This window comes from Pantoea eucrina, from assembly GCF_020079945.1.
In the GTDB taxonomy this organism is placed as follows: domain Bacteria; phylum Pseudomonadota; class Gammaproteobacteria; order Enterobacterales; family Enterobacteriaceae; genus Pantoea; species Pantoea eucrina.
Genome location: NZ_CP083448.1, coordinates 791,769 through 813,704, shown reverse-complemented (window position 1 = coordinate 813,704; position 21,936 = coordinate 791,769). Strand labels below are relative to the sequence as shown.

Genomic DNA, 21,936 nt, shown 5'->3' with positions numbered 1-21,936 from the left:
TCCTGCTGCTATGCTTACGGAATCCTTTTCCCACGCATAAGAGCAGGAGCTCTCAATGAAAACCGTTCGTTTAGGCCAGACCGATCTCCAGGTATCCCGACTCTGCTTAGGCTGCATGACTTATGGCGATCCGATGCGCGGCAACCACGCCTGGACGCTGCCGGAAGAGAGCAGCCGGCCGCTGATCAAACAGGCGCTGGACGCGGGGATCAACTTTTTTGATACCGCCAACAGCTATTCTGACGGCAGCAGCGAAGAGATCCTCGGACGCGCGCTGAAAGATTTCGCGCGGCGCGATGACGTGGTGGTCGCGACCAAAGTTTACTTCCCGCTCAGCAACCTGTCGCAGGGCCTGTCGCGGCAGAATATTCTGCAGTCGATCGATGACAGCCTGATGCGACTCGGCATGGATCATGTGGATCTGCTGCAGATCCACCGCTGGGACTATGCAACGCCCGTTGAAGAGACGCTGCAGGCGCTGGATGAGGTCGTGAAAGCGGGTAAGGCGCGTTATATCGGCGCCTCTTCCATGCACGCCTCTCAGTTTGCTCAGGCACTGCAGCTGCAGCAAGATCATGGCTGGGCGCGCTTTGTCAGCATGCAGGATCAATACAATCTGATCCAGCGCGAAGAGGAAAAGGAGATGCACCCGCTCTGTCAGCGTGAGGGCATCGCCGTGCTGCCGTGGAGCCCGCTGGCGCGCGGCAAACTGACGCGCCCCTGGGGGGAAACTACCGCACGCTCGGTCTCTGATAATGTGATGGAGAAGTTGTATACCGGTACAGAAGAGAACGACGCCGCGATTGCGGAGCGACTGGCCACCATTGCCGCGGAGAAAAAGGTGACGCGCGCGCAGGTCGCACTGGCATGGCTGCTGCATAAACCCGCCGTGACCGCCCCTATTATCGGCGCTTCACGTGAGCAGCAGTTTGCCGAATTGGTTAAAGCGGTTGACGTTGAATTGAGTGCGGAAGATATCGCCGAGCTGGAGATGGTCTATCAGCCGCATCCGGCTGTAGGGTATGAGTAAGCAATTGATATCCGCATAAACCAGGGCGGCATAAATGCCGCCCCTACAAAAACATGACGTAGGGGGCGCATTTATGCGCCCCTGGCCGAGCCATGTACCGCGGTTATACGTATCGATGCGCCTGAAACCAGGGCGGCATAAATGCCGCCCCTACAAAATATACGCAGGGGGCGCATTCATGCGCCCCTGGCCGAATCATATACCGCGGGTTATACGCATTAATGCGCCCCTGGCCGCCCTTACAGCAGCAGGCCGGCGCCGTATAATACGGCTGCGGAGACTACGCCGGCGATGATATCGTCGACCATAATGCCCATTCCGCCATGAACGTTCTTATCGAACCAGCGAATAGGCCACGGTTTCCAGATATCAAAAATCCGGAAGATGACAAAACCAGCCAGTACCCACCAGCCGTTAAGCACCGGGATCGCCATTAGCGTGATCCACATGCCGACAAACTCATCCCAGACGATGCTGCCGTGATCGTGTACGCCCATGTCACGCGCGGTGCGATGACAGAGATAGACGCCCACGCTGATACCCACCAGCACCACCAGCGAATAGAGCTGCAGCGGCAGAAACGTCATCAGCCACCAGAACGGGATCGCGGCCACCGAGCCTACGGTACCCGGCATAAAAGGGCTTAATCCGCTGCCAAAACCGGTTGCCAGCAGATGCCAGGGATTGCGCATCCGCAGGCGACTTTTCGCTACATCTTTATCGCGCGTCAAAATGGTCAAATCCTTTATGGTTAAAGCGGCGCGGCTTACCGTGCTCCAGCAGCGTCAGCCCTTCCGCTTCCGGGGCGATCTGTCCGATACAGGTATAAGGTGCGCCAAGCCGGCCCAGCGCCACATCCAGCGCGCCGCGGTTAACTTCAGGCACCGTGAAGCAGAGTTCATAATCTTCACCGCCGCTCAGCGCCCAGCGCAGCACCTGCTCCGGCGCAAAATGATCGCGCAGCGTAGCGGAGAGCGGCAGCGCGTCGAGATTCAGGCGTGCGCCAACCCGGCTGGCCGTCAGAATATGGCCAAGATCGGAAATCAGGCCATCAGAGATATCGATCGCCGAGGTAGCAAGGCTGCGCAGCGCCTGGCCCTGCAGCACGCGCGGCATCGGACGCAGATGACGCTTGATCAGCACCTCGTGCACCGCCGGATCGTCAAGACGATGATGATGCTGCAGCAGCGACAGTCCTGCCGCGCTGTCACCCAGCGTGCCGGTAACGTAGATCCAGTCACCTGGCTTTGCACCGGAGCGCTTCAGCGCGCGCCCGACAGGCACCAGCCCATGAATACCCAGCGTCAGGCTGAGCGGACCGCGCGTGGTGTCGCCGCCAATCAGCTGCATATCGTAGTAGTCGAGCAGCTCAAACAGGCTGTCGCTGAAGCCCGCCAGCCAGGTCTCATCGACCTCAGGCAGCGTCAGTGCCAGCGTCAGCCATGCCGGATCGGCGCCCATCGCAGCTAAATCGCTGAGGTTTACCGCCAGCGCTTTGTAGCCGAGATCGGCCGGATGGATATCGCGTAAGAAATGGACGCCCGCTACCAGCGTATCGGTGCTGATAGCGAGGGTCTGTTTGTCAGGAACGTTCAGTAACGCACAGTCATCACCAATGCCCTTCTCCACGTCGCGACGGGAGCTGGTTACACGGTTGAAATAGCGTGCGATCAGTTCAAATTCACCACAGGACATAAATCAGGTCTCAATGAAAAAAGGCCGGTCACCCGGCCTTCTGCACTACTTTCTGTTTGGTCGTATTTGCGGAGCGGCTTTATCCAGCACGCCGTTGACAAACTTATGGCTGTCTTCAGCGCCAAACACTTTTGCCAGCTCAATACCTTCGTTGATGGCGACTTTATAAGGCACATCCGCACGCTTGCTCAGCTCATAGAGCGAGAGGCGCAGGATCGCTTTTTCTACCTGACCCAGCTCTTCAAGCTGGCGCGACAGCCAGGGTTTCATCAGGCCATCCAGGTACGCGCTGTTGGTCGCCACACCGGCCAGCAGTTCGCGGAAATAGCTAATATCGACGTCTTTGACGTCTTGTTCCGCCAGAAACTGGTATTCCACATCGGCAATGTCGTTGTTGGACAACTGCCAGGAGTAGAGCGCCTGGACAGCGCACTCACGGGCGCGACGACGAGCAGCAGGTTTCACAAAATTCCCCTTACAAAAATCAGGCTTTAATGGCTTTCAATACGTTGATCATTTCAAGTGCGGTCAGCGCGGCTTCTGCGCCTTTGTTACCCGCTTTCGTGCCGGCGCGTTCAATCGCCTGCTCGATATTTTCGGTGGTCAGAACGCCGAAGGTGACCGGGATTTCGCAGCTCATTGCCACGTTAGCGATACCGGAGCTCGCTTCACCTGCCACATATTCGAAGTGGGCAGTGCCGCCACGGATCACCGTGCCCAGCGCAACAATCGCGTCGTGCTTACCGGTATTCGCCAGCGCGCGCGCGGCCAGCGGCAGCTCATAGGCGCCCGGCACCCAGACCACGGTAATGTTTTCAGCTTTAACCTGACCGATACGCTTCAGCGCATCTACCGCGCCATCCAGCAGACTGTCATTGATAAAGTTGTTAAAACGCGCAATCACGATGGCAATTTTAGCATCAGGCGTGGCAACAGCAGCTTCGATAACGTTCATACATATCCTTTGGGTGTGTGTTTTATAGCCCCCGCAGAAGGGGGCGGATTCTATCATACTCTTTAGCCGGGCGCTCAGGCTTTTCCGTGCATGCTTAACGCAGGGTCAGGGTAAGACGCAGATCGTCACCCACTTTGCGCACATCACGAAAATCGAGGCGCGGCGCGGCGCTCAACGCCTCCAGCCCGGGGAGCGTACAGAGCCCGCGTCCGGCGTCGCCAAGCAGTATCGGTGCGATATAAACAATCAGCTCATCCACCAGTCCGGCCTGAATCAGCGCGCCCGCCAGGCCCGCTCCCGCCTCGACCCAGACGCTGTTAATCTGACGCTGACCGAGCAGCATCATCATCGCGACCAGATCAAGCTGTTCGCCGCGCGGCGGCACCGCAATCTGCGTTACGCTCTCCGGCCACGCGGCGTCATCGGGAGCGGTACGCATCAGCCAGCTCTCACCCGGCTGATGAATCAGCCGGTGCTGCGGCGTCACGCGCTGCTGGCTGTCAACCACCACCCGCACCGGCTGCCGCAGAGTCTGCGTATCCAGCTGCTGGAGAACGCTGTCGCTGAGTTCATCTGCGCGTACCGTGAGTGACGGATCGTCGGCCAGCACGGTGGCACTGCTGGTAAGAATGGCGGAACTCTGCGCGCGGAACTGCTGCACATCCCGGCGGGCGGCCGCCGAGGTGATCCACTTGCTCTCACCGCTCGCCATCGCTGTGCGGCCATCCAGTGAAGCGCCAAGCTTGAGCTGTATCCAGGGAAACCCGGTGCGCATACGCTTGAGAAACCCGCGATTGAGCGCTTCCGCTTCCGCCATCATCAGCCCGTGACTGACTTCAATTCCCGCCTGCTGCAGGCGCCAGAGACCGCGCCCTGCGACCTGCGGGTTAGGATCCTGCATGGCGACCACCACGCGGCTGACGCCAGCAGCAATCAGCGCATCGCAGCAGGGTGGCGTCCGGCCATGATGGCTGCACGGCTCCAGCGTAACGTAGGCGGTTGCACCGCGCGCTTGCTCTCCGGCCATGCGCAGCGCATGCACTTCAGCATGCGGTTCACCCGCGCGCTGATGCCAGCCTTCGCCGACAATTGTGCCGTCACGCACGATCACGCAGCCGACGTTGGGGTTTGGCGTGGTGGTGAAACGACCGCGTCGCGCCAGTTCCAGCGCGCGCGCCATATAGCGAGCATCGGTCATGATTCAGTCCTGTAAGCGGGCGATCTCTTCGCCAAAGTCGCGGATATCTTCAAAGCTGCGGTAGACCGAGGCGAAGCGGATATAGGCGACCTTATCCAGTTTTTTTAGCTCTTCCATCACCAGATTGCCAATCAGCTTGCTGGCAATCTCACGTTCGCCGGTCGCACGCAGCTGGGTTTTAATGTGATTGACTGCGCTATCGACCGCATCAGCACTGACGGGGCGCTTCTCCAGCGCCTTCATCATGCCGCTGGTCAGCTTATCTTCGTTAAAAGGCTCACGCACGTCGTTGCTTTTTACCACGCGCGGCATCACCAGCTCCGCCATCTCAAACGTGGTAAAGCGCTCATGGCAGACCAGACACTGACGGCGGCGGCGCACCGAGGAACCTTCACTGACCAGGCGTGAGTCGATCACTTTGGTATCCACAGCGGAACAGAATGGGCAATGCATGACGTTTCCTGTCGCGAGATTTTGGGCCACATAGTGTAACGCGAACTCACATTTAACAAAACAGAGGCCGCCTGCGTGGCGGTTTTTTCAGCGCTCATAACCGCTTCTGCCAGCAAATGTCAAAAACGCACTACGCTTAAAGAGCCAATCCGGCACAATCACAGGAGGAACTATGGGTCTGTTTAACTTCGTCAAAGAAGCAGGAGAGAAACTGTGGGACAGCGTGACAGGCGGTGATGACTCCAGCAAAAAGCTGCAGGATCACATCAACAAGCTCGGCCTGCCAGACAGCGATAAAGTCAACGTCAATGTGCAGGGTGATACCGTAACCGTCAGCGGCGACGGCATCTCACAGGAGCTCAAAGAGAAGATTCTGGTGGCAGCCGGTAACGTTGCCGGCATCACTAAAGTGGATGATAAAGTCACCGTCAGCGACACCGCACGCGAAGCCAACCTCTACACAGTGAAAAAAGGCGACACCCTGAGCGCTATTTCCAAACAGGTCTACGGCGATCCGAATCAGTACAACAAAATCTTCGAAGCTAACAAGCCGATGCTGAGCCATCCGGACAAAATCTATCCGGGCCAGGTACTGCGTATTCCGGAATAAGGTGCGGGAGAGAGCATGAGACTCAGGAGCTTACCGGTTCCGGCGGTGCTGTCGCTGCTGCTGCTGAGCAGCTGCAGCACTCCGCCTCCTGCCCCGCAGGTCAGAGAGCTGCATCAGGAGGTGAGCCAGCTCAATCAGCAGATGCGTCATCTCACCCGCCGCGCCGGCGCGCTGGAGCAGCAGGGCCAGCTTAACAGCCGCTCCACTCAGGGCGCATGGCTGGTACCCGGTTCCGCGACGCCGGTTGATCTGGAGACGCAGCTGGGTACGCTGCGTCTCGCACTGCTGAACGTGAGTGCAGAAGCAAACGGCAGCCAGGCCAGCCTGGTTATCCGCTCTGCTGATGACAAGCCGGTACCCGCGCTGAGCGCGACCGTGGTGTGGGGTGAAATCGATCCCGCCAGTGGTCAGCCGCTGGCCGCCGACAGCCTGAGTCAGCGCATCAGCGTGCCCGCCAGCCTGATGCCGCGCAGCACGGTAACAGTGCCGCTGCACCTGAGTGGCCTGACACCGGATCGGCTCGGCTATGTGCGCGTACATGAGGTAACGGCAGACGCCGCGCCATAAAAAAAGGCCCTTCCGGAGAAGGGCCTTTTTGCATCGGTCAGCGCCGGGCTTACGGCAGAATAGAAGGCTGATCGGCGCCCTCTTTTTCCACTTTCTGCACCAGCATATGCTCACGCTTCATCCCCAGCTTCAGCGCCAGCGCTGAAGAGACGTAGATGGATGAGATCGTACCGATCGTCACACCAATCAGCATCGTGAGCGAGAAGCCTTTCAGCAGCGCGCCGCCAAAGATGAACAGGATCAGGATCATCGCCAGCGTGGTGATAGAAGTGATCAGGGTACGGCTCAGCGTCTGGGTCAGCGACACGTTGGTGATATCGTAAGAAGAACCGCGACGGATCTTACGGAAGTTCTCACGAATACGGTCAGAAACCACAATCTTATCGTTAAGCGAGTAACCAATCACCGACATCAGCGAGGCAACGATGGTCAGATCGATTTCAATGCTGAATAGCGCCAGCAGGCCGCAGGTGATGATAACGTCATGCGCCAGCGCCAGCACGGTGCCCAGCGCCAGACGCCATTCAAAGCGAAACCCGATGTAGATAAGAATAGCGATCAGCGCAGAGAGCAGCGCCATCGCCCCCGCCTGCGCCAGGTCGCTACCTACGCTTGGTCCGACAAACTCAATGCGTTTTACCGTCGCGTTCTGCTGCGTGGTCTGGTTGATAGAGGACAACACCTTGTTGCCCAGCTCCTGACCCGCATTGCCGGTCGCAGGTGGCATCCGCACCATCACGTCGCGGCTGCTGCCGAAGTTCTGCACCAGCGGCTCGTCAAAGCCCGCTTTTACCAGACCTTCGCGCAGCGCATCGAGATCTGCAGGTTTCTCCAGGTTAATCTCAATCACCGTACCGCCGGTGAAATCGAGTCCCCAGTTAAACCCGCGCACGCCGATAATGGCGATTGACGCCACGATCAGCAGACCCGAGATGATAAACGCCAGCGTATCCCAGCGCATAAAGTCTACGACCTTACGCCCGTGGTTCAGCTGTTCAATACTATATTCCTGTGCCACAACGCACTCCTCAGATAGACAGCTTGTTGATGCGTTTGCCGCCGTACACCAGGTTAACGATGGCACGGGTGCCGACGATAGCGGTAAACATCGAGGTTGCAATACCGATAGCGGTGGTGATTGCAAAGCCTTTGATGGAGCCGGTACCCACCGCATAAAGAATGATGACTTTAATCAGCGTGGTGACGTTGGCGTCGACGATACTGGAGAAGGCGCCTTTGTAGCCCTCATGAATCGCCTGCTGTACCGAGCGTCCGTTACGCAGCTCTTCTTTAATACGTTCGTTAATCAACACGTTGGCATCTACGGCAACCGCCAGCGTCAGCACGATACCGGCAATGCCCGGCATGGTGAGCGTGGCGCCTGGCAGCAGCGACATGATGCCGACAATCAGCACCAGGTTACACAGCAGCGCGCTGGTCGCAATCAGACCAAACTTTTTGTAGAACACCACCATAAAGATGATCGAAGCGATCAGACCCCACAGGCAGGCTTCCAGACCCTGGGTGATGTTCTGCTGACCCATAGTCGGGCCAATGGTACGCTCTTCGACAATCTGAATCGGCGCAATCAGCGCACCGGCACGCAGCAGCAGCGACAGCTGACGCGCTTCGTTCGGGTTGCTGATACCGGTGATGCGGAAGCTATTACCCAGCCGTGACTGAATGTTCGCCACGTTGATCACTTCTTCCTGCTTCGCCAGAATCGCTCTGCCGTTGGCATCTTTCTTGCCGCTGTCCTTGTACTCCACAAACAGGGTCGCCATCGGCTTGCCGATGTTGTCCTTGGTGAAATTCGACATGATGTTACCGCCCGCGCCATCCAGTGAAATATTCACCTGCGGCTGGTTGTACTCATCCATGCTGGACGTGGAATCGGTGATGTGATCGCCGGTAAGAATGACACGCTTATAGAGCACAACCGGCTGCCCTTCCCGCGTTTTCTTCACTTCTGAGTCACCCGGCACGCGTCCATTTGCCGCAGCACCCGGATCTACGCTGGTATTAACCAGACGGAACTCCAGCGTCGCGGTGGCACCAAGGATCTCTTTTGCCCGCGCGGTATCCTGGATACCCGGCAGCTCAACCACGATGCGGTCGGCACCCTGACGCTGCACCAGCGGCTCAGCAACGCCCAGCTGGTTAACACGGTTGCGCAGGATATTAATATTCTGCTGTACCGCATATTCCCGCGCTTCACTCAGGCGCGCATCGGTCATCACCGCGCGCATTGCATCGCTGCCCGCACTGGTGAATACCATATCGCGGTGGCGTGGCGTCAGGTAGCCGATCGCGTCATCGCGGCTTTTGGCGTCGCGGAAACGCACTTCCACACCGTAGTTAGCGAGTTTGCTGACGTTGGTATAAGGAATATTCTTTTCACGCAGATCGCTGCGCAGGCCGTCTGCATTCTGCTCCTGCAGCTTGCCCAGCGCGGTATCCATATCCACTTCCATCAGGAAGTGCACCCCGCCCCGCAGGTCCAGACCGAGTTTCATCGGTTCCGCTGCCAGCAGAGTGAGCCAGCGCGGCGTGGCCGGTGCGAGATTGAGGGCTACCACGAAATCGTCACCCAGCGCAGTTGTAAGCGCTTCGCGCGCGCGCAGCTGCACATCGGTGTTAGCGAAACGCGCCAGAATAGCGCCATTTTCCAGTGCGAGGGATTTGCTCTGAATGTTGTCTTGTTTGAGTACGTTCTGGATCTGATCCAACGTCTGCTCACTGGCGGCGCTTCCGCGCGCACCAGTGATCTGAACGGCCGGATCCTCACCATAAAGGTTAGGAAGCGCATACAGCAGGCCGATAAGAATAACGGCGACCAGCATGATGTACTTCCACAAAGGATAACGGTTTAACACGGCAGTTCCCTTCGGGAAGATAAAATTACAGCGCCTTCATCGACCCTTTCGGCAGGACGGCGGCCACGAAATCACGTTTAATCACTACTTCAGTGGTGTCGTTCAGGGCGATAGCGATATAACCGGTATCAGCAACTTTAGTGACACGACCCACCAGGCCGCCGTTGGTCAGCACTTCATCCCCTTTCGAGATGGAGTCCATCAGCTTTTTATGATCTTTGGCGCGCTTCTGCTGCGGACGCAGGATCATGAAGTAGAAAATCAGACCAAAAACCACCAGCATGATCACTAGAGAATACGGACTTCCCTGTGACGGAGCGCCCGCTGCTGCGACGGCGTCAGAAATGAAAAAGCTCATTTAATTTCCCTCATTGATAGAATAATCAGACGTTTAACGGTGGAACCGCTTTGCCCGTCCGTAGGTAGAACTCGCTAACAAAGTGCTCTAATTTACCCTCTTCGATAGCCTGGCGTAAACCCGCCATCAGACGCTGGTAATAGCGCAGATTGTGAATCGTATTCAGGCGTGCGCCCAGTATTTCGTTACAGCGATCAAGATGGTGCAAGTAGGCGCGACTGTAATTGCGACAGGTGTAACAATCACACTCCGCATCCAGCGGCGCGGTGTCATCTTTATACTTCGCGTTGCGGATTTTCACCACGCCGTCGGTAACAAACAGATGACCGTTGCGCGCGTTGCGGGTAGGCATGACGCAGTCAAACATATCGATACCGCGGCGTACGCCTTCCACCAGATCTTCTGGCTTTCCGACGCCCATCAGATAGCGCGGTTTATCCTGCGGAATTTGCGGACAGACATGTTCCAGAATACGGTGCATATCCTCTTTCGGCTCACCCACCGCGAGGCCGCCCACAGCGTACCCATCAAAGCCAATCTCTACCAGACCTTTGACGGAGACATCTCGTAAATCTTCGTAAACACCGCCCTGGATAATCCCGAACAGCGCATTTTTATTACCGAGTGAATCGAAGCGATCGCGGCTGCGTTGCGCCCAGCGCAGCGACATCTCCATCGAACGTTTTGCATAATCCCAGTCAGCCGGATATGGCGTGCACTCATCGAAAATCATCACGATATCGGAGCCGAGATCGTACTGGATCTCCATCGATTTTTCCGGATCGAGGAAGATCGGATCGCCGTTGATGGGGTTGCGGAAATGCACGCCCGCTTCGGTGATCTTACGGATATCACCCAGGCTGAATACCTGGAAGCCGCCCGAATCGGTCAGAATCGGTCCCTGCCAGTTCATAAAGTCATGCAGATCGCCGTGCAGCTTCATGATCTCCTGCCCCGGACGTAGCCAGAGATGGAAAGTGTTGCCCAGCAGGATCTGCGCACCGGTCTCTTTCACTTCTTCCGGCGTCATGCCTTTAACGGTGCCATACGTGCCCACCGGCATAAATGCCGGGGTTTCAACCACGCCGCGATCGAAAACCAGACGTCCGCGACGCGCGCGTCCGTCTGTTGTATCTAATTCAAATTTCACATTAACCTCATCAGAGAAACAGTCTGATTTACCCGACTGTAGCCGTGCCACCCGCAGGCAGCACCGGAACATTAAGGGTGTGTGCTTCCGACAGGTTCGTCAGGAGCGTGCGGATTACGGGTGATGTACATCGCATCCCCGTAGCTAAAGAAACGGTACTGTTCGGCCACCGCGCTCTGGTACGCCGCCATGGTGTTTTTATAGCCAGCAAACGCAGAAACCAGCATAATCAGCGTCGATTCCGGCAGATGGAAGTTGGTAATGAGCGCATCGATAATCTGGTAGCGATAGCCAGGATAGATAAAGATCTGCGTGTCATCAAAGAAAGGCGCCAGCGGCACATCCTGACTCGCCTGAGCGGCGCTCTCCAGCGAGCGCACCGACGTGGTCCCTACCGCGACAACTTTATTGCCGCGTGCTTTACAGGCCAGCACCGCGTCAACCACATCCTGCGGCACCTCTGCATATTCCGAGTGCATGATATGGTCATTGATATTTTCAACGCGCACCGGCTGGAAGGTACCGGCCCCGACGTGCAGCGTCACAAACGCCATCTCCACCCCTTTGGCTTTCAGCGCCTCCAGCAGCGGTTCATCAAAGTGCAGCCCGGCGGTTGGTGCTGCCACCGCGCCAGGACGGGCGCTGTATACCGTCTGGTAAAGCTCGCGATCGGCCTCTTCATCCGGGCGATCGATATAGGGCGGCAGCGGCATATGGCCTACGCTATTGAGAATATCGAGCACCGCGCGTTCATCGGTAAAGGCGATCTCAAACAGCGCATCGTGCCGCGCCACCATGGTCGCTTTTACGCTCTCATCGTCGCCCAGCAGCAGCTCAGTGCCCGGCTTTGGCGCCTTTGAGGCACGCACGTGCGCCAGCACCCGCTTATCATCCAGCATACGCTCTACCAGCATTTCAATCCGGCCGCCGCTGGCTTTACGTCCATAGACGCGCGCCGGGATCACCCGCGTATTATTGAACACCAGCAGATCGCCGGGATTAAGCTTCTCCAGCACATCGGTAAAGACACCGTGCGTCAGGGCGCCGCTCGGGCCATCAAGGGACAGCAGACGGCATCCGCTGCGCTGCGCCTGGGGATAGTGGGCAATCAGGGATTCGGGCAACTCAAAGCTAAAATCGGCGACACGCATGTATAACTTTTCCGGACTCAAAAACAGGCGGCATAGTTTAGCGGAAAAGTGGGAAATTCTGAACAACTGGCTGCAGAGACGCGATTCTGCCTATAATAGCGCATGAATTTTCTTGCTCACCTTCATCTTGCCACGCTGGCAGAAAGCTCGCTGCTGGGCAACCTGCTGGCCGACTTTGTGCGCGGCAACGTTCAGGCGCAGTGGCCGGCACCGGTTGCAGCGGGGATCGCCCTGCACCGCCGTATCGATGTGCTGACGGACAACCTGCCTGAAGTGCGTACCGCCCGGCAGTGGTTTCGTCCGGAAACGCGGCGCGTAGCCCCGATTACGCTTGATGTGATCTGGGATCATTTTCTTGCGCGCCACTGGCAGCAGTTCCAGCCCGATATCTCACTCGCCGCCTTTAGTGAGGCTGCGCAGCAGCATATTGTGCCGCAGCTGGCGGGAACGCCAGAAAGCTTTATTGAGCTCAACGCGGTGATGTGGCGCGAACGCTGGTTTGAACACTACGCCGAACCGGCGCGGCTGGAGCGGGTGCTGCGCGGCATGGCGTATCGCCGTCCCCGTCTTGCGGCGCTGCGCGACTCCTATCAGGATTTTGTTGATCACTATGACGCGCTGGAAGCGCTGTTTTTTGCTTTCTATCCGCGTCTGATGGCGGATGCTCGCGCACAGCGCCTCTGAATCCGTAATCCGCGCCAATACCTCCTCTCCCCTCTTGCCAGCCGCATATATCTGCGGCTTAATGAAGCCTTTCTTAACTTTACCAGACCCGGCCACACCACCATTCCGCCTGTTCAGGCACGTCTGGTTACTACACCAGCCAGAAAATGATAAGAGGGAAACATGTCATCAGCTACGTTAACTGAATTAGAGGCGCGCTATCAGTTTGCCTGCGAGGTCGCCAGAGCCGCTGGCAGTCGCGCCATGTCGTGGTATCAGCAGCGTAACCAGCTGGTTGCAGAATATAAGAAGGATTTACAGGATCTGGTCAGTGAGGCTGACCGCAACGTTGAGGAGTTAATCCGGCACCTTATCCTTGAACGCTTTCCTGAAGACGCGGTTATCGGTGAGGAGAGCGGCGGAGACGCCGGACAGGCACGCTTTATCTGGGTAGTTGACCCGATTGATGGCACCAGCAACTTTCTCAGCGGGCTGCACAACTGGTGCGTGGCGCTGGCGATTGTGTGTGAAGGCGAACCGGTTATTGGCGTGGTATGCGATCCCAATCATCAGGAGATCTTTCACGCCTGCCGGGGCAAAGGCGCATGGATGAACGAGCAGCGTATCCGGGCACACAGCGCCGGCCAGCTGAGCCAGGGGCTGTTTGGTCTGGGCTGCTCCACCAGTCAGCCTGCGGCTCCACTGCTCGACTTTATCAGCGCGCTGCTGCAGCAGGGCGGCATGTTTATCCGCAACGGTTCCGGGGCGCTGATGAGCGCGTGGGCGGCGGCCGGGCGGCTGACCGGCTATTACGAAGCGCGCATGCAGCCGTGGGACGGCCTGCCAGGCATCGTACTGATGCGGGAAGCGGGTGGAGAGACCAACCGTTATGAGCAGAATAATGGCCTGACGCAGGGCAATCCGGTGCTGCTGGCTAACGCCACGCTCTGGCCGCAGATCAATGCGCTGCTGGCGGAGCCGCTGACGTGAAATCGCTGCTGATATTGCTGCTGCTGCCGCTGCTCGCCACCGCAGCCGATCGCTGGCAGCTGGAAAAGGTGGTAGAGATCGGCCGGCACGGCGTACGTCCTCCGACGGCGGCTAACCGGGCAGAGATTGAAGCGGCCACGCAGCACCCCTGGCCGCGCTGGAGCACGGCGGATGGCGAGCTTACCGGTCACGGCTACAGCGCGGTGGTCAATAAAGGACGCTGGCAGGGTAACTACTACCGTCAGGCGGGCCTGCTCCACGCGGGCTGCCCTGACAGCCGGCAAATTTATGTGCGCGCCAGCCCGCTGCAGCGCACGCGGGCCACGGCACAGGCGCTGACTGACGGCGCGTTTCCCGGCTGCGGTGTGCCGATGCACGTTGTCGCCGATGGGGCGGATCCCCTGTTTCAGAGCGATAAATTTCCATTTGCCCGGACCGATCCTGCCCGCGAGCAGGCAGCGATTGCCGCACGGGCTGGCGACCTTGCTGCGCTGCAGCAGCGGCTGCAGCCGGCGATCCGGCAGCTAAATGCGGCGGTCTGTGACGGCGATTGCCGCTTTTTTTCACGCCCGTGGCAGCTGAAGCAGACCCGGAGCGGCCACAGCTATATCCAGGGATTAAGCGTCATGGCGAGCATGGTGGAAACGCTGCGTCTCGGCTGGAGTGAAAATCTGCCACCAGAGGCGCTGGCGCAGGGGCGCCTGAACAGCGCGCAGCAGATTACGGCGCTGCTGCCACTGCTCACCGCAAATTACGATCTGAGTAACGATGTCCCTTATCTGGCACAAAAGCGCGGCTCAATATTGCTCGATGCGGCGATCGCGGCGCTCGAAGATCGTCCCGGCTCGCCCGATACCCGCTGGCTGCTGCTGGTAGCCCACGATACCAATATCGCAATGGTGCGCACCCTGATGAATTTCAGCTGGCAGCTGCCGGGCTACGCGCGCGGTAATATCCCGCCGGGCAGCAGCCTGGTGTTTGAGCGCTGGCGCGATACGCGTGACAACAGCCGCCGGCTGCGCATTTACTTTCAGGCGCAGAGTCTGGATGCGCTGCGCCAGCTCGCGCCGGTGGATCGGCAGCACCCTTTACTGCAGGCAGAGTGGCATCAGCCAGACTGTCACGACAGCGCCATCGGCACGCTCTGTCCTTATCAATCGACGCTGGCTCAGCTCAGGCAGGGAGTTGACAGCAGCGCCCTCGCCCCCGTCACATGGGCTCCCTGAGTCAGTTGCACCTTTGTTCAGCCCGCCATGCGGGCTTATCAGTTTCCCGGCCGCCTCTTCGTTCTGCTGAAGCGTTTTTATGGCTGAATTGCGATAATTCTATATTTGTCCGCTGTGACATAACGCTATGAAATTTAGCGTATTCTGAGTGCGTCAATCATCCCTTAGTTTTGACCTATTTTTCCGTTTTGGTTCTATTTTTCGGCGACAGGATGCGCCGAATACTTTTTTTCCCATAAAAAAAGTCGCCACACAGGGCGACTCTTTTCTTTTTAGCCTGACGCTCAGCGTTTCTGCTTTTTCACCAGCGGCCACGCCAGCAGCAGCAGCACAATCCAGGCAAAGCCCACGTAGAGTGAAATTCGCGTATCAGGGAAATAGCCAATCAGCGCAATGATAAAGGCGAGAAACAGCACGCCTGCCCAGGTGGTGGCACTGCCGCCCGGTACGGCAAACTGCAGCTGCGCCGCCTGCGCCTTGCCAATTTTGCGCCGGAATGCGATCTGCGACAGCAGGATCATGATCCATACCCAGACCGTGGCAAAGGTCGCCAGCGAGGCGATCACCAGGAAGACTTTTTCCGGCATCAGGTAGTTCAGATAAACGGCGATAAGCATCGCAAACATCATCACCACCACCGTCACCCACGGGATGCCGCGCGAAGAGACTTTCTGGAACACTTTAGGCGCATGGCCCTGCTGCGCCATACCGTGCAGCATACGCCCCACGCCAAACACATCGCTGTTGATGGCAGATAGCGAAGCGGTCAGCACGACAAAGTTAAGAATTGACGCCGCCGCAGCGATACCCAGATGCTGGAACGTCAGCACAAAGGGGCTGCCCTCGGTACCGACCTGATTCCACGGGTAGATCGACATGATGACAAACAGCGTACCCACATAAAACACCAGGATACGCAGCGGCACCGAATTGATCGCGCGCGGAATCGATTTGGCGGGCTCATCCGCTTCACCGGCGGTAATACCGATGATTTCGATCCCGCCATAGGCAAACATCACCATCTGCAGCGAGAGCAGCATACCCACAATACCGTGGGCGAAGAAGCCGCCGTTGCTCCAGAGATTATGGATCCCGGTCGGCGTTCCGCCGTTGCCGATGCCCCAGAAAATCATGCCAAAGCCCGCCACAATCATGATGATAATGGTGGCGACCTTAAAGAAAGAGAACCAGAACTCTACTTCGCCAAACACCTTCACGCTCATCAGGTTGATGGCGCCGATAATCAGCACTACCGACAGCACCCAGATCCAGTGCGGTACATCCGGAAACCAGACGCCCATATAGATGCCAAATGCGGTGACATCCGCGATCGCCACAATCAGGATCTCAAAGCAGTAGGTCCAGCCGGTGATATAGCCCGCCAGCGGACCGAGATAATCCTGCGCATAGCGCGAAAAGGAGCTTGATTGCGGATTGTTAACCGACATCTCCCCCAGCGCACGCATGATGATATAGGCCACCGCGCCACCAATAATATAGGCCAGTAAAACGCTGGGCCCCGCCATCCTGATAGCATCCGCCGAGCCGTAAAACAGCCCGGTACCGATTGCCGATCCCAGCGCCATAAAGCGAATATGGCGCGTGCTCAGTCCGCGTTTGAGCGTGTTGGTTTCTTGCATAACAAACAGGTCCTGTGAAAATGAAAAAACCACGGGCAAGCCCGTGGTCGGAATGAACAGCCGTGTCGTTTACTGCCGGACGACTACCTGCTGTGGTCCTTTAACGCGATCCACGACGGCAGCAATCACCATCATTGCCAGCGAAGGCGGCAGCCAGGCGAGTCCCTGGTCGGCCAGCGGCAGATGCTGGCTGAACAGCGGCAGTATCTCTTTAAAGCTGGTGGTTTTGATTGCATCCACAATGCCAAACAGCAGGCTGACCAGCATGGTTGGCGCAATAATACGCGCGCTGCGGTTCCACCAGTTGAGGGTGAAGCTTAGCACTATCAGCACGATACAGGGCGGATAAATTGCTGTCAGCACCGGGATGGAGATCTGAATCAGATGGCTCAGCCCCAGATTTGATACCACCATCGAGAACAGGCCCAGGATAAACACCAGCGCTTTGTACGAGAGCGGCAGATACTGTGCAAAGAACTCAGCGCAGGCGCAGGTCAGGCCAACGGCCGTTACCATGCAGGCGATAAAGATCAGCGCCGCGAGGAAGAAGCTGCCCATGCTGCCAAACGTCTGCTGTACATAAGCGTGCAGAATAGCGGCGCCGTTGGCATTCTGGTCAACCAGGCCGGCGCTGCCGGAGCCAAGCTTGAACAGGCTCAGGTAGACCAGCGTCAGTCCGACACCGGCGATCAGGCCAGCCAGCATAGTGTAGCGCGTCAGCAGTTTCGCATCTTCAACGCCGCGCGAACGTGCCGCGTTCACAATCACGATACCAAACACCAGGGCGCCCAGCGTATCCATGGTGAGATAGCCATTTACAAAACCGGTAGAGAACGCCGCGCGCTGATAGTCTGCCGTCGCAGGCGCAATACCGCCCGCCGGCCAGACCAGCGCGGCAACGCCGAGTATGGTCAGCGCGACAATTTTCAGCGGCGCCAGCACGTGCCCGACGGTATCCAGCAGCTTGCCCGGATAGAGGGAGATCCCGATAACCAGCGCAAAGTAAATAAGGCTATAGATAAACAGCGGCAGCGGGCCGTCACCGGTCAGCGGAGCGATACCGACTTCAAACGAAACGGTCGCGGTACGCGGCGTCGCAAACAGCGGTCCCACGGCCAGATAGCAGACCGTCGCCAGCAGCAGACCCGCTGCTTTACCGATTGGCGAACTGAGCGCATCGATGCCGCCGCCAACGCGCGCCAGCGCGATCACGGTCATGACCGGCAGGCCGACCGCGGTCGCGAGGAAGCCGAGTGCGGCGACCCAGACGTGTTCACCAGACTGAATTCCCACCATCGGTGGAAAGATAATGTTGCCTGCGCCAACGAACAGGGCAAAGGTCATAAAGCCCAGCGCAAGGATGTCCCTCGAGGTTAAACGGTATGTCATAACTTCTGTCGTGCCTGTAGCTGATGTTGCGGTGGAAGTTGAGTTTGTGTTGTCCCCTGATTGCGCGATAACAATGGCTTAGCTGGATTACCCAGTGCGAAATGCGGGCCGAATCGAGACAGCGCAGGTGATTTAATCTGCTTTTCTTCTGTTCACAGAGGGATGAATCGACAACGGCGCAAATTAAAACGTTTATAGCGGAGAAAGACAATACAGGATCGGAAAACCAGAAGGATATCGCGCATAAGCGTACGCAGGCAGTGAATATGGGCGAAATAGCCGCTAAACACCCCAGATGATTTGTTTAAAATTCAGACAAAGCGAAAGTTGTTCTTGCATAAGTGCGGTTCAGGATGCACAAAAGGCGCGATTTACGCGCCTGTCTGCACAACTTTACACTCTCACCACACCTGTTTAGCGATATCCACCACCAGACGGATCTTCTGCCACTGCTCCGCTTCGCTCAGGCTATTACCCTCTTCGGTGGAAGCAAAGCCGCACTGCGGGCTGAGGCAGATCTGATCGAGGCTGACGTACTGCGCCGCTTCCTGCAGCCGCGCTTTAACCTGTTCAGGATCTTCCAGCGCGCCGGTTTTGGTCGTGATAAGGCCGAGTACCGCTTTCTGATGACCTGGCTTAATAAAGCGCAGCGGCTCAAATCCGCCGGAGCGTTCGTTGTCATACTCCAGGAAAAAGGCGTCGATATTCACGCCGCCAAACAGGATCTCCGCTACCGGCTCATAGCCGCCTTCTGATATCCAGGTCGAGCGAAAGTTACCGCGGCACACGTGCAGCCCGACGGTGAGATCGGCCGGTTTATCTGCCAGCGCCGCGTTCAGCACCTGGGCATAAGTGCGGGCCAGCGCCTGCGGATCGTCGCCGCGTGCGCGGATCTGCTCCTGCTGCTCCCCGGAGCAGAGATAGGCCCAGACGGTATCGTCCAGCTGCAGATAGCGGCAGCCGGCAGCATAAAACGCGGCAATGGCGTCTTTATAGGTCTGCGCCAGATCGGCAAAGTAGGCATCCAGATCGGGGTAAACCGTGGCGTCGATAACCTTGCGGCCGCCGCGGAAATGCAGCACGCTCGGGCTGGGAATCGTCATTTTAGCGACCGCGTCGCCGGCGATACTCTGCAGAAAGCGGAAGTGTTCCAGCATCGGATGCGCCGGATTAAACGAGACTTTACCGGTGACTTTTACACCGTGCGCTTTGGTCTGTACGCCGTTGAACTGGATCCCCTGCTCCGCTTCGAACAGCTCTACGCCATTCAGATCGCCAAAGAAATCGAAGTGCCACCACGCGCGACGGAACTCGCCGTCAGTGACAACCTGCAGGCCATTGGCACGCTGCTGCGCGACAACATCGCGAATAGCCTGGTCTTCCACTTCGCGCAGCTGCTCAGCGCTAATCTCACCACGGGCGTGCTGTTCGCGCGCCTGTTTGATCGCAGCGGGACGCAGAAAACTGCCGACGGTATCGGCGCGGAACGGGGCGTGCTGAGCGGGCATAGATTCTCCTTGCAGACCGGTAGTTGCGGTCAGGTATAATTTCTTCTGGTTATTTCAGCCATCTGGATGGCTATATGTCCAAAGAGTGCCACGCTTCCGCGCGCGGGGCAACGGAAGAATTTTCAGCAGACATGAAGAAAATTCATTTTCCTGAGCACGCGCTTGCTGCTTATTCAATGGCCGCCCGCGCAGCGGAGATTTGCGCATCGGAGAGAGGTAAATAGCCCGCTTCCGCCACCCGCCGCTGTCCCTGCGACGACAGTACCTGATGCAGAAATGCCGCCACCAGCGGCGGCAGCGGCTTGCCCGGTGGTTTGTTCACGTAAATATAGAGCGGCCGGAACCAGGGATAGCGGCCGCTGCGGATGGTATCGGCATCGGGCATGATGCTTTCGCCGGTCCGGGTGACAATCGGCACGATCTTCACACCGCTGAGATGAAAGCCAAAGCTGGCGTAGCCGATACTCTCTGGCGTGGTCGCAACCGCCTGCACCACGGCAGCCGAACCGGGAAACTCCGCCACGTCAGCGCGAAAATCGCCGCGGCAAAGCGCCTGCTGCTTGAAGAACCCCCAAGTGCCGGAGGCAGAGTTGCGGCCAAAGCGCTGGATGCGCCGCTGCGCCCACTTATCATCTATTACGCCCGTATCGCCCCAGCGCTGCGGAACCTGCGTGCCGCCGCACAGCCGGGTAACAGAATAGAGCGCATCAAGCTGCGGCTGGCTGATACGCTGCAGCGGATTAGCCTGGTTCACCACCACGACCAGCGCATCCATGGCGACCGGTACGGCGAGCGGCGGATAGCCGTAGCGGGCAATAAACAGCTGTCGCTCATCGTTCTGCATCGGCCGGCTCATCGCGCCCAACTGTGCGGCTCCCGCTGCCAGCGCCGTTGGCGCGGTCGAAGAGCCCGCCGCCTGTACCTGAACGTTGACGCCGGGCGCCTGCAGGCTGAAATCTTCCCCCCACAGCGTCATCAGATAGCCCAGCGTATCTGAGCCGGCGCTGCTGAGGTTGCCGGTCAGCATCGCTTTTTGCGCCTGCGCCAGCACAGAGAAGAGCAGCAGAAGTGTGAACAGCAGAGATTTCAGCATGGAGCCGCCGTCAGAGAGAAGAAGAGCGCTATTGTGGCAAGCCTGCGAAAACGGCGCAATGCAGATTACCCCGCCCGCTCCTGCGCGGCCTCTTCCACAATCAGACGCGACGGCAGCAGAAAGCGAAAGCAGGTCTCCTGATGCGGCCAGCTGCTGATCTCCAGCCGCGCACCGTGATGGCTCAGCGCATGCTTGACGATCGCCAGCCCCAGTCCGCTGCCCCCGGTGGCGCGCGACCGCGCTTTATCAACGCGGTAAAAGCGCTCCGTCAGGCGCGGCAGATGCTCTTCGCTGATGCCGGGACCGTTATCGCAGACTTTAAACTCCGCTCCCTGCCGCGTGCGCAGCCAGCTGATATGAATATGCGTGCCTTCCGGCGTGTGGTTAACCGCGTTATAGACCAGGTTCGAGATAGCGCTGCGCAACTGCTCGTCGTTACCCAGTACGCGCAGATGAGGATCGGTATGGAAGTGAACAACATGGCGCCCCTGGCTCAGCGTTTCCGCTTCGCGCTGCAGCAGATGCAGCATGGCCGGTACATCGACCCGCTCTTTGAGATCGAGCGCCGGGGCCGCCTCGATGCGCGACAGCGTCAGCAGCTGCCTGACCAGGCTGTCCATGCGCCGGGTCTGCTCCTGCATCGTGCCCAGCGCTTTGCTGCGCGTGCGCGCATTCATCGCCTCATCGTCCATCATCTCCAGATAGCCCTGCAGCACCGTGAGCGGCGTACGCAATTCATGACTGACGTTGGCAAAAAAGTTGCGGCGGGCACCCTCCAGCTGATGCATCTGGGTCACATCGCGCGCCACCATCAGCCACTGCCCCTCGCTGTAAGGCATCACGCGGAACTCCATGTGCCGCTGATTATTCAGCACCACCGTCAGCGGCCGGGCAAAGTCGCGCTGGCGGATATAGCGGGAGAATTCAGGATAGCGCAGCAGGTTGAGAATATTCTGGCCGTTATCCTCCGGCCAGCGCAGCCCCAGATGCTGCTGAGCGAGGCCGTTGCACCAGAAAATGGTGCCCTCTTCGGTGGTGAGCACCACGGCATCCGGCAGCGACTCCGCGCCGCTGCGAAAACGCCTGATCAGGTTTCCCAGCTCGCGGCGGCGACGGCGGTTACGCAACTGCATCTGGTAGAGGCCATAAAACAGCGGTTCCCAGCTGCCGCGCCCGGTGGGCGGCGTCATTGAGCGGTCGACCCACAGCCAGTGGGAGAGCCGCATCAGATTAGTAAAGTGCCAGGCCAGAACGCCTGAGACGGCTGCCAGCAGCCACCACGGCAGATAACCAAACAGCAGGCCGAACAGCAGCGCAGGCAGACAGGCCAGCGCCAGCTCGGTCAGTAATCGCTTCCAGGAGAGGCGTTCCAGCACGGTAGCAG

General features: G+C 58.3%; 22 protein-coding genes. 6 read left to right on the top strand and 16 right to left on the bottom strand.

Translation table 11 applies throughout. The features are described 5' to 3' along the window. Positions 1–55: 55 nt before the first annotated feature. Positions 56–1,030: an aldo/keto reductase gene (locus tag LAC65_RS03730; protein ID WP_039382969.1), complete on the top strand. Its 975-nt coding sequence runs from the start codon at positions 56–58 to the stop codon at positions 1,028–1,030. A gap of 239 nt (positions 1,031–1,269) precedes the next feature. On the opposite strand, the gene pgpA is transcribed toward LAC65_RS03730, so the two are convergent. From pgpA to nrdR, 6 genes are all read right to left on the bottom strand, one after another. Beyond that, entirely contained in the window at positions 1,270–1,761 is a 492-nt protein-coding gene (gene pgpA, locus LAC65_RS03725) for a phosphatidylglycerophosphatase A (RefSeq protein WP_039382968.1), read from the bottom strand. After that, complete coding sequence (gene thiL / locus LAC65_RS03720; RefSeq protein WP_039382967.1) at positions 1,748–2,725, bottom strand: thiamine-phosphate kinase; 978 nt, start codon at positions 2,723–2,725, stop codon at positions 1,748–1,750. The genes pgpA and thiL overlap by 14 nt, the downstream gene beginning before the upstream one ends. Before the next feature lie 45 nt (positions 2,726–2,770). Continuing rightward, positions 2,771–3,190: a transcription antitermination factor NusB gene (gene nusB / locus LAC65_RS03715; RefSeq protein ID WP_039382966.1), complete on the bottom strand. Its 420-nt coding sequence runs from the start codon at positions 3,188–3,190 to the stop codon at positions 2,771–2,773. A gap of 19 nt (positions 3,191–3,209) precedes the next feature. Next, positions 3,210–3,680: a 6,7-dimethyl-8-ribityllumazine synthase gene (gene ribH, locus LAC65_RS03710; protein ID WP_039382965.1), complete on the bottom strand. Its 471-nt coding sequence runs from the start codon at positions 3,678–3,680 to the stop codon at positions 3,210–3,212. 94 nt (positions 3,681–3,774) lie between these two features. Beyond that, positions 3,775–4,878 (bottom strand): bifunctional diaminohydroxyphosphoribosylaminopyrimidine deaminase/5-amino-6-(5-phosphoribosylamino)uracil reductase RibD, encoded by a 1,104-nt coding sequence (gene ribD, locus LAC65_RS03705; RefSeq protein ID WP_039382964.1) that lies wholly within the window; start codon positions 4,876–4,878, stop codon positions 3,775–3,777. Between the two features lie 3 nt (positions 4,879–4,881). Next, positions 4,882–5,331, bottom strand: a complete 450-nt coding sequence (gene nrdR / locus LAC65_RS03700; RefSeq protein WP_039382963.1) for a transcriptional regulator NrdR — start codon at positions 5,329–5,331, stop codon at positions 4,882–4,884. Between the two features lie 172 nt (positions 5,332–5,503). On the opposite strand from nrdR, the gene lysM reads away from it, so the two are divergent. Next, complete coding sequence (gene lysM, locus LAC65_RS03695) at positions 5,504–5,941, top strand: peptidoglycan-binding protein LysM (RefSeq protein ID WP_039382962.1); 438 nt, start codon at positions 5,504–5,506, stop codon at positions 5,939–5,941. 15 nt (positions 5,942–5,956) lie between these two features. Beyond that, positions 5,957–6,508 (top strand): SadB/YajI family lipoprotein, encoded by a 552-nt coding sequence (locus tag LAC65_RS03690; protein WP_039382961.1) that lies wholly within the window; start codon positions 5,957–5,959, stop codon positions 6,506–6,508. Positions 6,509–6,557: 49 nt separating this feature from the next. Here LAC65_RS03690 and secF read toward each other — a convergent pair whose 3' ends face one another. From secF to queA, 5 genes are all read right to left on the bottom strand, one after another. Next, a complete protein-coding gene (gene secF / locus LAC65_RS03685) occupies positions 6,558–7,526 on the bottom strand; it encodes a protein translocase subunit SecF (RefSeq protein WP_065649969.1) in 969 nt (322 codons plus the stop codon). 10 nt (positions 7,527–7,536) lie between these two features. Then, the gene (gene secD, locus LAC65_RS03680; RefSeq protein ID WP_071668617.1) at positions 7,537–9,384 is read right to left on the bottom strand and encodes a protein translocase subunit SecD; all 1,848 of its coding nucleotides are present in this window, start codon (positions 9,382–9,384) and stop codon (positions 7,537–7,539) included. 25 nt (positions 9,385–9,409) lie between these two features. Further along, the gene (gene yajC, locus LAC65_RS03675; protein WP_039382958.1) at positions 9,410–9,742 is read right to left on the bottom strand and encodes a preprotein translocase subunit YajC; all 333 of its coding nucleotides are present in this window, start codon (positions 9,740–9,742) and stop codon (positions 9,410–9,412) included. A 25-nt stretch (positions 9,743–9,767) separates the two neighbouring features. Further along, positions 9,768–10,892 carry a tRNA guanosine(34) transglycosylase Tgt gene (gene tgt / locus LAC65_RS03670; protein ID WP_039385736.1) on the bottom strand — a complete coding sequence of 375 codons (1,125 nt, stop codon included), beginning with the start codon at positions 10,890–10,892 and terminating at the stop codon, positions 9,768–9,770. A 71-nt stretch (positions 10,893–10,963) separates the two neighbouring features. Then, positions 10,964–12,043 carry a tRNA preQ1(34) S-adenosylmethionine ribosyltransferase-isomerase QueA gene (gene queA, locus LAC65_RS03665; protein WP_039382957.1) on the bottom strand — a complete coding sequence of 360 codons (1,080 nt, stop codon included), beginning with the start codon at positions 12,041–12,043 and terminating at the stop codon, positions 10,964–10,966. Between the two features lie 102 nt (positions 12,044–12,145). Between queA and LAC65_RS03660 the strand changes: the two genes are divergently transcribed. The 3 genes from LAC65_RS03660 (at position 12,146) to LAC65_RS03650 (ending at position 14,922) form a co-directional block, all read left to right on the top strand. Then, positions 12,146–12,727 (top strand): ACP phosphodiesterase, encoded by a 582-nt coding sequence (locus tag LAC65_RS03660; protein ID WP_039382956.1) that lies wholly within the window; start codon positions 12,146–12,148, stop codon positions 12,725–12,727. A 162-nt stretch (positions 12,728–12,889) separates the two neighbouring features. Then, positions 12,890–13,696, top strand: a complete 807-nt coding sequence (locus tag LAC65_RS03655) for an inositol monophosphatase family protein (RefSeq protein WP_039382955.1) — start codon at positions 12,890–12,892, stop codon at positions 13,694–13,696. After that, entirely contained in the window at positions 13,693–14,922 is a 1,230-nt protein-coding gene (locus tag LAC65_RS03650) for a histidine-type phosphatase (protein ID WP_039382954.1), read from the top strand. Before LAC65_RS03655 ends, LAC65_RS03650 begins: the two co-directional genes overlap by 4 nt. Positions 14,923–15,206: 284 nt before the next feature. On the opposite strand, the gene proY is transcribed toward LAC65_RS03650, so the two are convergent. From proY to phoR, 5 genes are all read right to left on the bottom strand, one after another. Next, positions 15,207–16,562 carry a proline-specific permease ProY gene (proY, locus tag LAC65_RS03645; RefSeq protein WP_039382953.1) on the bottom strand — a complete coding sequence of 452 codons (1,356 nt, stop codon included), beginning with the start codon at positions 16,560–16,562 and terminating at the stop codon, positions 15,207–15,209. A gap of 69 nt (positions 16,563–16,631) precedes the next feature. Then, entirely contained in the window at positions 16,632–17,951 is a 1,320-nt protein-coding gene (gene brnQ / locus LAC65_RS03640) for a branched-chain amino acid transport system II carrier protein (RefSeq protein ID WP_039382952.1), read from the bottom strand. Positions 17,952–18,352: 401 nt separating this feature from the next. After that, entirely contained in the window at positions 18,353–19,459 is a 1,107-nt protein-coding gene (locus LAC65_RS03635) for a cobalamin-independent methionine synthase II family protein (RefSeq protein WP_039382951.1), read from the bottom strand. A 169-nt stretch (positions 19,460–19,628) separates the two neighbouring features. Beyond that, positions 19,629–20,552: a PstS family phosphate ABC transporter substrate-binding protein gene (locus LAC65_RS03630; RefSeq protein WP_411828828.1), complete on the bottom strand. Its 924-nt coding sequence runs from the start codon at positions 20,550–20,552 to the stop codon at positions 19,629–19,631. A 65-nt stretch (positions 20,553–20,617) separates the two neighbouring features. Next, positions 20,618–21,928: a phosphate regulon sensor histidine kinase PhoR gene (phoR, locus tag LAC65_RS03625; protein ID WP_039382950.1), complete on the bottom strand. Its 1,311-nt coding sequence runs from the start codon at positions 21,926–21,928 to the stop codon at positions 20,618–20,620. Between the last annotated feature and the right edge of the window lie 8 nt (positions 21,929–21,936).